Consider the following 12,486-nt stretch of genomic DNA (forward strand, 5'->3'; position numbering starts at 1 on the left):
GGGCAACCATGATTGAAGCGAGCCACCTGAGCAGGCAGTTCGGCCGCAAAACGGCCGTCTCCAACGTTTCGTTCAACATCGAAGCCGGCGAGGTAGTGGGCCTGCTCGGGCCAAACGGGGCCGGCAAGACCACCATCATGCGCATGCTCAGCGGCTACCTGGAACCCACCACCGGTGCGGTGACGGTCAACGGCGAAAACCTCGGCCAGAACGCCTACTCCATACAACGGCAACTGGGTTACCTGCCGGAGAACCTGCCGGTGTACCCCGATATGCTGGTAGCCGACTACCTGGATTACGCAGCCACGATCAAGGGCATCGAGCGCGGTGACCGCTCCAGGGCAGTGCGCGAAGCGCTGCTTGCCACGGCCATGATGGATCGCGCCCTCGAGCGCATAGCCACACTGTCGCGCGGCCAGAAGCAGCGTGTTGGTGTCGCCCAGGCCATACTGGGCAGGCCCCGCTTTCTGATCCTGGATGAACCCACCAACGGACTCGATCCACACCAGACCGAGCAAATGCGGGATCTTGTCCAGCAGCTGTCGCGCCGGGCCACGGTCATCGTGTCCACGCATATCATGCAGGAAGTGGAGGCGATGTGTGACCGCGTGCTGATGCTGCGCGACGGCCAGCTCGCCCTGGATCGCGCCCTGGGCGACCTCCACCGCAGTAATACCCTGGTGCTGCGCACCGACGATGACACACCCGCGTTGCAGGCGCTGCTCGAGAAAGTACCGCAAGTAGAGCGCGTTGAAACCGGCGCTGCGCAGCCGGGATGCCGCGAATACCTGTTGCACCTGCGGGAGGGCTGCAACACCGATCTCGCCGCCAGCAATATCTCTCACTGCGTACTGGGCGCGAATGCCCGGCTGTTCCAACTGGAATGCAGGGTCAGGTCGCTGCAGGAAGTGTTTGCGGAAGTCATGCTAGATGACGAATAGCGGCGTGATCCGGCGCGTAGCCGGCAAGGAACTGGCCCTGTTTTTTGCCTCACCCGTGGCATGGCTGTTTCTTGCCGGGTTCGCCGCGGCGAGTTTGTTCATCGTGTTCTGGGCGGAATCGTTCTTCGCCCGCAATATCGCCGACACGCGTCCGCTGTTCGAGTGGATGCCGCTACTGCTGGTCTTCCTGTGCAGCGCACTCACCATGCGCATGTGGAGCGAGGAGCGGCGCAGCGGCACGCTGGAACATGTGCTGGTGCAGCCCACGCCACTGTGGCACTTCGTCATGGGAAAGTTTTTCGCCTGTGTGCTGTTGCTGTTGCTGGCACTGGCGGCCACCCTGCCGCTGCCTGTCACCGTGGCCCTGATTGCCGATCTCGACTGGGGTCCGGTATGGGCCGGTTACCTCGCGACCATGCTACTGGGAGCGGCCTACCTGGCCCTGGGGCTGTTCGTATCTGCACGCACGGACAATCCCGTTGTCAGTCTCCTCGGCAGCGTCGCGCTTTGCGGGCTGCTTTATCTCCTGGGCAGCGACCTGCTCACCGGCTTTTTCGACACTGAACAGGCAGAGACACTGCGGCTGCTGGGCAGCGGCTCACGTTTCGAGAGTATTACCCGCGGCGTGATCGACCTGGTGGACCTGTTCTACTACCTGACGCTGATCGCCGTGTTTCTCACGCTCAACGTGTACACGCTGGAAAAGATCGGCTGGGCGCGCGTAGCCAACACGCCGCGACAGCGCCACTGGCGCGCTGGCGTCACCTTGCTGCTGGCGAACCTGTTACTGGCCAACGCACTGGCAGAGCACTGGAGCCTGCCGCGTTGGGACGTGACCGAGGGACGGCTTTACTCCATTTCCAGTCCCAGCCGCGAACTGCTCTCGAACCTGCAGGAACCGCTGCTCATTCGCGGGTATTTCAGTGCGCGCAACCATCCGCTGCTGGCTCCGCTGGAACCGCAATTGAAGGACCTGCTGCTGGAATACGCCGAGGCGGCTGAGGGCAAGGTGCGGGTTGAGTTCATCGATCCGCTGGAACACCCGGAACTGGAACAGGAAGCCAACCAGCGCTACAACATCCGCCCCTCCCCGTTCCAGTTGGCAGACCGCCACCAGACGGCCCTGGTCAACGCCTATTTCAACCTGTTGATCGAGTATGGCGACGAATACAGGGTACTGTCCTTCAACGACCTGATCGAAGTGCGCACCTCAACCAACGGCCAGCCGGAGGTGTTGCTCCGCAACCCGGAATTTGAAGTGACCCGCTCCATCCGCGACGTGCTGTATGCCTATCGCGCCGGCGGTGACCTGTTTGCCGGCCTCGAGCGACCTGTGGAATTTATCGCTTATGTGTCAGACGCAGCGCTGCTGCCCGATGCCCTGCTCGCCTACCGTGATTCCGTGGTTGCACAGTTGCAACGGGCGGTGGATGCATCCGATGGCATGTTCAGTTTCCGCTTCCTCGATCCACAGGCCGATGACGGCGAGCTCGCTCGCAGGATTCAGCAGGATTGGGGCTTTACGCCCATGACCCACGCCCTCGACTCCGAACGCGACTTCTACTTTTACATGACACTGGCAGACGCGCACCAGGTCGTGCAGCTGCCAACCGCCGACTTTGACCCGGGACAATTTCGCAAGGCCCTCGACGCGGGGCTGCGCCGCTTTGCCCGCGACTTTACCCGCACCGTGGCTTTATCTGCACCGCAGCCCAGTGCGCAGATGGCCCAGTACAATCTTGGCGGGCCGGGGTTCGCCAACCTGGAGAACGCCATTGCACGTGACTACCTGATCGCCAGGGAAAACCTCGCGGACGGCAGCGTCAGTCCGGAGGCCGACATTCTCGCCGTGGTGGCGCCGAGAGATCTGGGTGAAGCGGCAATCTTTGCCATCGACCAGTTCCTGATGCGGGGCGGCACGGTGATACTGGCCACCTCGCCCTTCTCGGTAGAGCCAGAAAAGGATGCGCTGGCGCTGCGCGACTGGCCAAGGGGCAAACTCCGGGACTGGTTGCGCCACCACGGCATCGAGATGGCAAACCAACTGGTGCTGGACAAGCGCCACGCCCGCTTCCCGGCACCGGTTCAGCGCGACAGCGGCGACCACCAGTTCCGGGATGTGCGCATTGTCGATTATCCGTATTTTCTCGATATACGCGGCAGCGGACTGTCCGCTCACCCCCTGCTCGGCAGCCTGCCACAAGTGACCATGGCCTGGGCCTCGCCCCTGCAACTTGAACGCAGGGCCGGCATCCGCATCAACCCCCTATTGTGGAGCAGCGAGGAAGCCTGGCTGAGCGAGGACGACGCCATCACCCCGCGGCAGGACGAAACCTGGTCAGCGCCCGACCAGACCACACGCCATCTGCTCGGCGCCATGCTCAATGGCCGTTTCGAGTCGTATTTCCAGTCCCCACCTGCACTGCCGGAAACCACGGGCGAGGGGGACGGCATCGGCACCCTGCTGAAGCGCGCGCCGGGTTCAGCGCGAATCATTGTCTTCGCCTCCAACGATTTCCTCAGCGACCGGGTACTCGGCGCACAGGTTCGCGCCACCGGAACGCAGTACCTCGGGCCCATCGAGCTATTCAGCAACACGCTTGACTGGTCACTGCAGGATGAACAGTTGCTGCAGATACGCTCTCGCGGGAACTTCAATCGCACACTGCCGCCGATGGAACCACAGCAGCGACTGTCGCTGGAGCTGTTCAACTATGGCGCGGCGCTGGCCTGGCTTGTGTTACTGGCACTGGCGAGCTGGGTACTGGGTCGACGACGGCGCGCACGCTACAGGCGGGAGCTGGGCCTGTGAGTCGCTTTCTGTTCGCCATGGTCATGCTGCTGCTGGTGCAATTGCTGGTGCTGGCCAACTCCTACCGGCAGGATGCCGATGCCCTCACCAAGGCGTCCGGGCAGGCGCTCATCGACACCAGCGGCTACCTCGTGGAGGAAGTGCTGCTGGAGGATCATCGCGGCGACAAGGTCAGGTTGCGCCGGGCCGGCAAGGGCTGGCTACTACCGGAGCTGGACGGGCTACCCGCAGATGCGGAGCGCGTCGACCTGATGTTGGAGAAGCTCACCGTCACCGATCCGGGTTGGCCGGTAGCGCAGACCCTGGCGGCGCGACAGCGCTTCCAGGTAGCGCGTTATCATTTTCGCCGCAAACTGGTGCTGAGTTCACAGCAGCAGGAACTGGGTGAGGTGTACCTCGGCACGGCGCCGGTGTTTCGCAAAGTACATGCTCGCAATGCCGCACAGGACGACATTTACAGCGTCGAACTGTCACTGTTCGAGCTGCCCGCGGACGCCGGCAAGTGGCTGGAGCCACGCCTGCTACAGGTGCGCGCGCCGGTGGCGATCACCGCAGATGGATACAGTCTTACCCGCACCGGGGAAAAATGGGTACTGGGCAGCGGCGCCGAGCCGGACCCGCGTGAGCTCAATGCACTGCTGAACGCACTACGCGGGCTGCGGGTCCAGGGCGTTGCCGAGGAGAGCGTTGCCGCCAGGTTGCCTGAAGTGGAGGCAGAACTCATCCTGCAGGTGCAGGCACTGGCGGGTGATGTAAAGCTGGCGCTGTTTGAACTCGAGGGTGAGTACTACATCCGCAGCAGTGAATACCCCCACCTGTTCGTCATCAGTGCCTATGAATTCGACAAGCTGACCGGCATCGACGGCATACTGATGTCCGCACCGCAACCGCCGGAATAGGTAGCCGGGAAACCACCTCTACTTGATGGCCTGCAGTTGCTGCCCCTGCTCCACCGGCTCACCGGGGCCACTCAGGTGCTTCATCAGCAGGGTACGCATCCACTGGTGCGGCGCACTGCGCGAGGTGCGCGTGTGCCGCAACAGCGACATCTTGCCGCGATTGGAACTGTGGGTGTTGCGTATCATGCGCTGCAGTTCGGCGGGCAGTTCACGGCCCACAATCAGGTTGCTGTACAGGCCGCTGGCCTCGAAACCGGCGTTGGCCACCAGCAGGCAATCCGTGCGTGCCAGCACCCCCACTGCCGACGCGAACTGTGTGGTCTCCAGAGAAATGTTGCGGTGCACACCGTATTGCCCCAGCACATCGTCGACCATGGAGGTGTTCTCACGAGAGAGGCCGGGGAGGTACAGCCGCAGGTGGCTATAGAGCAGAAAATCCTGCAGCTCAAATTCCGCCTTGTCATGCAGTGGGTGCTCACGGCGCATGTAACAGCGGGGAGCCAGCGTGGTGATCGGCTCTGCGTGAATATCCCGGTCCGTATCCAGTGCCAGGAAGGCCACAAAGTCTACCTCACCCTTTTTCAACTGCTCCTGGTAATCGGGCGTTATCTCAGAGGTGATCACCTGTACACCGGGCGCCGTCTCATGCAACTCGGCAATCAGTCCCGGCAACAGGGCTTCACAGAGTATCGGCGGCAACAACAGCTTGAAACTGGTGCAGTAAGTGGCGGGGTCAAATTCCGCATCGCCCAGCACACGCTCGACTGACTCCAGCAGGTTGGGCAACTCCTGCCCCAACTCCTCCGCCCTCGGAGTCGGTACCAGTCCGTGCGCCGTGCGCGTGAACAACTCGTCTTCGAAGGCGTCACGGAGTTTTTGCAGAGTCTTACTCAGTGCCGGCTGGCTCACTGACAACCGTTCTGCGGCCCGGGTGACATTGCGCTCTTCAAGCAGGATTTGCAGCGCCACCAGGAGGTTCAGGTCGGTGCGGATCAGCTTCCGTGAAATCATCTTCCCACTCGCTAGAAATAACTTTTAGTTATGCTGGACATGCTAGCAGAGGATAACACCTGTATTACAGGGAAATTTCACCGTATCCGGAACTGCCTCCCGAGTAAGCAGTCCATTGATAGGCAAGTTGAAAAAACGCGGAGCTACCATGCGCATACTGAGCCTGAGCCTATCCCTGGGTGCTGTCCTGCTGTTGGGGGCCTGCGCTCCCACACCGACACTGGAACCGAAGGCGAGTGCTGAATTTACCGGTCTCAACCGGGTTTCTGGCAGCGGCTTCGATGAAGCCGGGGCCAACAGGCTGGTGGGCAAGATCGGCGACGACTAAAGCACGCCCTTCAACACCGGGGACCGTGTATAGCTGCGCGGGGCCCATGCTGCTAACATGTGCGACGTTTATTTCCGTCGTTCAAGAGAGGCCCTGCATGCGCAGTATCCAGCTACTGGCAACCCTGTTGCTGTCACTTTCCATGGTCGCATGCAGCACCATCGAGACGCGTACTGAAAACACCGACACGTTTGCTGCAGCCAACTACAAGTATTTCAAGTGGCGCAGCGAGCCGCTGGCCAACCCCGGCGGGTCCGCTGACCCCCTGTACACCATGGACCCGGTAATTCGCCAGCAGGTGAATGCACAGCTTGCCCAGAAGGGCTATGTGCTGGATCCCGAGCGTGCGCAGTTCAGTGTCGACTACCTGCAGGCTACCGCGCTGCGACAGGGAGTGCTCAGCCAGGATGCCAACAACGGCATCGACCCTATCCCGTCTGCACGCCCCAATCGCCAGATCAACCAGGCGATGGTTGACAACGCCAACGCCCTGGCAGGTGTACAGACGACCAATAACATAGCCATCCAGTTCAACAAGGTCAGCAACAACGAAGAAGTCTGGCGCGTGGTTATCACCAAGATCGTCGAGGACGTCAATCGCATTGACACGGCCACGATGGAAAAGAACATCGCAAAAGGGATCAAAAAGGGCCTGGGCGACCTGCCCGATGCGCGCTAGCCGCCATACACCTCTGGATTGAAGCAGCACGGCATGCGCTCACCGGTGAGCGCAGCGATGGCGTTATCGGCAGCCACATCGGCCATTCTGGCCCGGGTGCGAATGGATGCACTGCCTATGTGCGGGGCCACCACGACATTGGGTAACGCCAGCAGCGGGTTGTCCATGGCCACCGGCTCCCGCTCGAATACATCAATGCCCGCAGCCGCGAGTCGACCACTGGACAGCGCCGCTGCCAGTGCGGCTTCATCAACGATACCGCCACGAGCGGTATTGACCAGCACGGAATCCGCTTTCATCAGGGCTATACGCTTCTTGTCCAGCAAGCCACGGGTGCCGTCATTGAGTGCCACGTGGACGCTGACAAAGTCACTGCGCGCCAGCAACTCTTCCAGGGTAACCATGGTGACGCCGGCCACTTCGCGAGGCGAGCGATTCCACGCCAGCACCTCCATGCCAAAGCCGGCCGCGCGCCGCGCCACGGCCTGGCCGATATCGCCGAGCCCAATAATGCCCAGCGTCGCGCCGCTGACGTCCTTGCCGGTAAAAAAGTCCGGGGCCCACGCGTTCTGAGGCGTCCAGTTGCCCATGCGCACAAAGTGATCCGCCTCGACAACGCGCCGCGCCGCGGCCAGCATCAGCGCCATCGCGGTGTCCGCCGTGGTGTCCACCAGCACGCCCGGGGTGTGCCCCAGGGCAATCCCCCGCGCCGTGAGGGCATCCACGTCCACATGATCGACACCTACAGACATACTGGAAACAAATTCCAGCGTGGGTACCGCATCCAGCAGTTCCCTGTCCACGCGGTCAGTAAGCAGGCAGAGCAGCCCATGACAACCGGCGAGTTCCTCGCGCAGCGCCTCGGCACTGAGCAGGCCGGTGTCCATCCAGACATTCATTTCGCAGTAGCGGGACAGCTCGCGAATGCGTTCTCCGGGCAGTTGATGTGTGACCAGTACTTTCTTGGGCATGGGAGCTCAGGTGTCCAGTTCGGCGGGGATGAGCTTGAGCATGCGTTCCAGCAATGCCTGCCATTCCCGCAATTGCTCTTGCGTATAAGCCTCGGCGCCTTCCAGGTTACCCCAGACCGGCTGTGGCCAGCACGGATCCAGCGGCGAGCGGCCGATCACGTGCAGGTGCATCTGCGGGACCAGGTTACCGAGCCCTGCAAAATTGACCTTGTCGAAGCCGAGCACATTCTTGATGAAGCCGGAGACGGCGGCGCAGTCGGCGCGCACCGCGTCGGCATGCTCCGACGGCAGATCAAGGAAATCCTGCATCTGCGTCTCCGGCACCAGGATAAACCAGGGCAGGCTGGCGTTGCGATGCAGCAGCAGCCTGGCGGCCGGCAGACTACCAAGGTAATGGCAGTCATTGAGCAATTGTGGGTGAATATCGGTCGCGTTCATAGCGGCAGTCCTTTGGCTACGCCCCTAACTCTAGCGAGCGCAGCCGCGATGTTGCAACGACTAAATCGTCATTCCGCCATCTACCACGATGCACTCACCATTGGTGTAGGAGGCCGCGTCTGACACCAGGTACAGCACGGTGCCCGCCATTTCATCGGGATCAGCGTGCCGCCCCATGGGAATACCCTTGATGGCTTCCTGGTAGATTTCATCCTGGGTAAACAGTGCGCCGGCAAACCTGGTCTTGGTCAGGCCGGGCAACAGCGCGTTACAGCGAATGCCCAACGGCGCACATTCCTTAGCGAAAGCCTTGGTCATATTGATCACCGCTGCCTTGGTAATGGAATAAATACCCTGCATAGCCCCAGGCTGCAGACCATTGACCGAGGCGGTGTTGACGATAGCGCCGCCCCCGTGCTCACGCATCAGTTTCCCGGCCTCGATAGACATGAAGAAGTAGCCGCGAATGTTCACTTCCACGGTCTTGTTGAAAGCGCCAAGGTCAGTGTCGAGAATGTGCCCGAAATACGGGTTGGCCGCAGCGTTATTGACGCAGATATCCAGACGACCGTGCTGCTCACGGATATGCGCAAAGAGGGCCGAGATATCCTCCATGTTACCGACATGGCAGGCGAACGCTTCGGCGCTGCCGCCGGCGTCAACGATGGACTGCGCCACGGCCTGGCAGTCCTCCAGCCTGCGGCTGGACACGATGACATGTGCCCCCTGCGTGGCAAGCAAACGCGCGATCGACTCACCGATACCGCGGCTGGCGCCGCTTACCAGTGCGATCCTGCCGGTCAGGTCAAAAATATCTGTGCTCATCTCATGCTCCTCTGTGAAGATCAGTTGGCGGGGACACCCTGTTGTTTACCTGCCTCGCTTATTACCCAATAAAGGTACCAGACCAGCGCCAGCGACCACAGGCCCCAGGTTGCCGAATAGCCGATAGTACCGAGGGCAAGGCCGCTCATCAGCGGCCCGAACACCCGCCCCCATGAGGCTGCCGCTGCGGTGGTACCCAGGATGCGTCCGCGCTGGGCGGCCGGTGTGCGCTGGGTAATGATGGTATTGAGCAGGGGCATGCAAAGTGTCGCCCCGGACATGGACAGGAACATGGAAGACACCATGGTGTACATATTGTCCGCCACGGTAGCCAGCAGGAAGCCACCGAGGAACATTGCTACAGCAACGCGCAGCAGGCCCCACTCGCCGAACAGTCGAACCAGCGCGCCCATGGCTCCGCCCTGCAGAACAACCATGATTGCACCCTGAATCCCGAACACCACACCCACGTCACGGGCACTCCAGTCCAGCAGTTCTGCCACCCACAGGGGAAACACATAAGTGGCCGAACTGACGCAGGCATTGTGCAGCAGGTACTGGAACACGAACAGGCGGTTACCGCCTGCCTTCAGCAGGCTCATCACCGAGGCCTGCGTGCCACTCTTCTGCAAGCCACGGTTCGCTTTGCGCTTTTCCGGCGACAGTGACTCGGGCAGGAAAAAATACGCCGCAATAATTGCCAGCACCGACATCAGGCCGGCAAACAGGCAGGGTAGAGTAAAACTGCCACTATCGCCCGCCAGCAAGCCGCCCAGCAGGGGCCCCAGCACCAGACCCAGGCCGAAGGCGGCGCCGATCAATCCCATGCCCCTGGCACGGTTCTCCGGCCCGGTGATATCCGCCATCATCGCCGAAGCCACACCAAAGTTGCCAGCCATCAGGCCGGCAAAACCGCGCGCGGCAAACACCATCCACAGCTCGCTCGCCAGCCCCAGGGCCATGTAAGCCAGCGCGCCACCGCCGAGACAGAGCATAATCACCGGCTTGCGACCCATGCGGTCAGACAGCCGCCCCCAGAAGGGGGCCGAAATCCCGGCACAGGCAGCGTAGGTCACGATGATCAGGGCGATATCAAGTTCATCCGCGCCCAGTTGTGGCGACAGGAAAGGGAGGATGGGAATTACAATGCCGAAGCCGATCAGGTCCAGCAGAACGACGCCAAATAACAGTGGCACTCTTTCAGTTACCCTGCCAGCGCTTGATTTGTGGTACCGGCAGGTCAAACAGATCGAGCACGCGGCCAACACCCTGTGTTACCACATCATTCAGTGACTCAGGGCGGGTATAGAAGGCCGGTACGGGGGGCGCGATAACAGCACCCATCTCCGAGAGCTGCGTCATGGTACGCAGGTGGCCGGTATGGAGCGGTGTCTCGCGAACCATCAACACCAGCCGGCGTCGCTCTTTCAGCACCACGTCGGCCGCTCGCGTCAGCAGGCTGGAGGTTACCCCGCTCGCGATCTCGGACATACTGCGTATGGAACAGGGAGCAACCAGCATGCCGGCAGTGATGAAAGAACCACTGGCAATCGATGCGCCGACATTCTTGATGGGGTGTACTTCCGCAGCCAGCGCCCGCACCTCGGCAGCGGACATATCCAGTTCCGAATGCAGGGTCAATTCAGCAGACTTGCTCATCACCAGGTGTGTTTCCACACCGCAATCGCGCAGCAGCTCAAGCGCCCGCACACCGTAAACGATGCCCGATGCGCCGCTGATACCGACGATGATGCGCCTGTCCATATGCTTCAGCCCTGTTTGCAGAGCCGTCACTCTAGCAAAAATTCAGCGCGGCTGCTTTTTCCCGCCGCCCTGTCGGTTTTTCTTGCCGGCGCCCTGTTTGCGCTTGCGCGGCTTGCCGCCAGCATCTTTCAGCCGGGATGCCTGCAGTCGCTGCCCGCTAACCCAGACCGATTTCAGGTGGCGCAGGATTTCAGGGGGCATACCCTCCGGCAGGTCCACAGTGCTGTGGTCGTCATAGATCTCAATGCGGCCGATGTACTGGGCGTCCAGTTCAGCTTCATTGGCGATCGCGCCCACGATATTGGCGGGCTTCACGCCGTGCTCATGCCCCACTTCAATGCGGAACCGCTCCATGCCCTTGTCCGGGCGGGCATCCGTTTTGCCGCGTTCCCGCGAGGGTTCGGCGCCCGGCCCTGCCGCCGGTTTATTCTTGTCCGGCTTGCTCGCTTTTTTCTCTTTCTTCTCTTGCTCCGCGCGCGCTGTCAACGGTTTGTCGCCCTGCGCCAGGGCCCCCAGCGCCGCGGCGATATCCATCACCGGCACGCCATACTCGGCCTGGTAGTCTTCGACCAGCTTGCGGAAAGCATCCAGCTCGGCCGTGGCCAGGGTTTCCGTGATGCGCTGCTTGAAGCGAGCCATGCGTTTATCAGCCAGTTCGGCAACACTCGGCAGCGCCATTTTCTCGATAGTCTGCCCCGTGGCTTTTTCAATGGCCCGCAACAGGCGACGCTCACGATTGGCGGCAAACAAAATGGCGTCACCCTGGCGACCGGCGCGACCCGTACGACCTATCCGGTGGACATAGGCTTCCACGTCGTAGGGAATATCGTAGTTGATCACGTGGCTGATGCGCTCCACATCCAGGCCGCGCGCGGCCACGTCGGTGGCCACCAGGATATCGAACTTGCCGGCTTTCAGTTTTTCGATAGTACTTTCCCGCTGTTTCTGCGGAATGTCGCCATTGAGCGCCGCGGTAGCGTAGCCGCGCGCAGCCAGCTTATCCGCCAATTCCGCAGTTGCCAGCCGCGTGCGCACGAAGACTATGGCGGCGTCGAACTCTTCCACTTCCAGTATCCGGGTGAGAGCATCCAGCTTGTGCACGCCCGCCATCATCCAAACGCGCTGGCGTATGGATTCATTGATCACGGTCTGCACCTCGATGGACACTTCCACGGGCTTCTCCAGGTGCTTTTGCGCAATGCGGCGGATAGCATCGGGCATCGTGGCCGAGAACAGTGCTACCTGGCGCTGCTCCGGTGTCTGCTCGAGAATCCATTGCACGTCGTCAATGAAGCCCATGCGCAACATTTCGTCTGCCTCGTCCAGCACCAGGGTGCGCAGGGCCGACAGGTCCAGTGAACCCCTGCGCATGTGGTCCATGACCCTGCCCGGCGTGCCCACGACTACTTGCACTCCGCGTTGCAATTGACGCAACTGACCGCGGTAATCCGCACCCCCGTATATGGGAAGCACGTGAAAACTCTTCAGGTGACGCGCATATTTCTGGAACGCCTCTGCGACCTGTATGGCCAACTCGCGTGTGGGTGTCAGCACCAGTACCTGTGGCAAACGACTTCCGGACTGCAGGCTGGCCAGGGCCGGCAGGGCAAACGCGGCAGTCTTGCCGGTACCTGTCTGTGCCTGTCCGAGTACATCCCTGCCATCGAGCAGCGCGGGAATAGTAGCGGCCTGTATCGCCGAGGGGTTCTCGTAACCGACATCAGCAAGCGCTTGCTGCAGCGGTGCGGGGAGAGCCAGTTCTGCGAAACTGGTTACGGGAGACTGGGTAGACATGGATATACCTTGGACGGCGGATGC

The 12,486-nt window shown here is 61.4% G+C and carries 12 protein-coding genes; 5 read left to right on the forward strand and 7 right to left on the reverse strand.

The window, feature by feature from the left end:
• Positions 1 to 8 precede the first annotated feature (8 nt).
• From F0M18_RS14985 to F0M18_RS14995, 3 genes are read left to right on the forward strand one after another with little or no spacing between them, the layout of a single operon-like run.
• Entirely contained in the window at positions 9 to 941 is a 933-nt protein-coding gene (locus F0M18_RS14985) for an ABC transporter ATP-binding protein (protein WP_149612261.1), read from the forward strand.
• On the forward strand, positions 931 to 3,753 hold the full coding sequence (locus tag F0M18_RS14990; RefSeq protein WP_149612262.1) for a Gldg family protein: 2,823 nt from the start codon (positions 931 to 933) through the stop codon (positions 3,751 to 3,753). The genes F0M18_RS14985 and F0M18_RS14990 overlap by 11 nt, the downstream gene beginning before the upstream one ends.
• Positions 3,750 to 4,652, forward strand: a complete 903-nt coding sequence (locus F0M18_RS14995) for a DUF4340 domain-containing protein (protein ID WP_149612263.1) — start codon at positions 3,750 to 3,752, stop codon at positions 4,650 to 4,652. The genes F0M18_RS14990 and F0M18_RS14995 overlap by 4 nt, the downstream gene beginning before the upstream one ends.
• 18 nt (positions 4,653 to 4,670) lie before the next feature.
• Here F0M18_RS14995 and F0M18_RS15000 read toward each other — a convergent pair whose 3' ends face one another.
• A complete protein-coding gene (locus F0M18_RS15000; protein ID WP_149612264.1) occupies positions 4,671 to 5,663 on the reverse strand; it encodes a LysR family transcriptional regulator in 993 nt (330 codons plus the stop codon).
• A gap of 148 nt (positions 5,664 to 5,811) precedes the next feature.
• Here F0M18_RS15000 and F0M18_RS15005 point away from each other — a divergent pair, with 148 nt between their 5' ends.
• A complete protein-coding gene (locus F0M18_RS15005) occupies positions 5,812 to 5,991 on the forward strand; it encodes a hypothetical protein (protein WP_149612265.1) in 180 nt (59 codons plus the stop codon).
• Between the two features lie 97 nt (positions 5,992 to 6,088).
• Positions 6,089 to 6,670: a DUF4136 domain-containing protein gene (locus tag F0M18_RS15010; RefSeq protein ID WP_188109750.1), complete on the forward strand. Its 582-nt coding sequence runs from the start codon at positions 6,089 to 6,091 to the stop codon at positions 6,668 to 6,670.
• Here the strand turns inward: F0M18_RS15010 and F0M18_RS15015 are convergent.
• From F0M18_RS15015 to F0M18_RS15040, 6 genes are read right to left on the reverse strand one after another with little or no spacing between them, the layout of a single operon-like run.
• Complete coding sequence (locus tag F0M18_RS15015; protein WP_149612267.1) at positions 6,667 to 7,641, reverse strand: 2-hydroxyacid dehydrogenase; 975 nt, start codon at positions 7,639 to 7,641, stop codon at positions 6,667 to 6,669. The genes F0M18_RS15010 and F0M18_RS15015 overlap by 4 nt on opposite strands.
• A 6-nt stretch (positions 7,642 to 7,647) precedes the next feature.
• Positions 7,648 to 8,079, reverse strand: coding sequence for an HIT domain-containing protein (locus F0M18_RS15020; RefSeq protein WP_149612268.1), 432 nt, complete (start codon positions 8,077 to 8,079; stop codon positions 7,648 to 7,650).
• 60 nt (positions 8,080 to 8,139) lie between these two features.
• Positions 8,140 to 8,904 (reverse strand): SDR family oxidoreductase, encoded by a 765-nt coding sequence (locus F0M18_RS15025; RefSeq protein WP_149612269.1) that lies wholly within the window; start codon positions 8,902 to 8,904, stop codon positions 8,140 to 8,142.
• Positions 8,905 to 8,924: 20 nt separating this feature from the next.
• Positions 8,925 to 10,100 (reverse strand): MFS transporter, encoded by a 1,176-nt coding sequence (locus tag F0M18_RS15030; protein WP_149612270.1) that lies wholly within the window; start codon positions 10,098 to 10,100, stop codon positions 8,925 to 8,927.
• Between the two features lie 4 nt (positions 10,101 to 10,104).
• On the reverse strand, positions 10,105 to 10,668 hold the full coding sequence (locus F0M18_RS15035; RefSeq protein ID WP_149612271.1) for a UbiX family flavin prenyltransferase: 564 nt from the start codon (positions 10,666 to 10,668) through the stop codon (positions 10,105 to 10,107).
• Between the two features lie 42 nt (positions 10,669 to 10,710).
• Positions 10,711 to 12,462 (reverse strand): DEAD/DEAH box helicase, encoded by a 1,752-nt coding sequence (locus F0M18_RS15040; protein WP_149612272.1) that lies wholly within the window; start codon positions 12,460 to 12,462, stop codon positions 10,711 to 10,713.
• Positions 12,463 to 12,486 lie beyond the last annotated feature (24 nt).

It is taken from the genome of Pseudohalioglobus sediminis (genome assembly GCF_008370495.1).
Classification (GTDB): domain Bacteria; phylum Pseudomonadota; class Gammaproteobacteria; order Pseudomonadales; family Halieaceae; genus Halioglobus.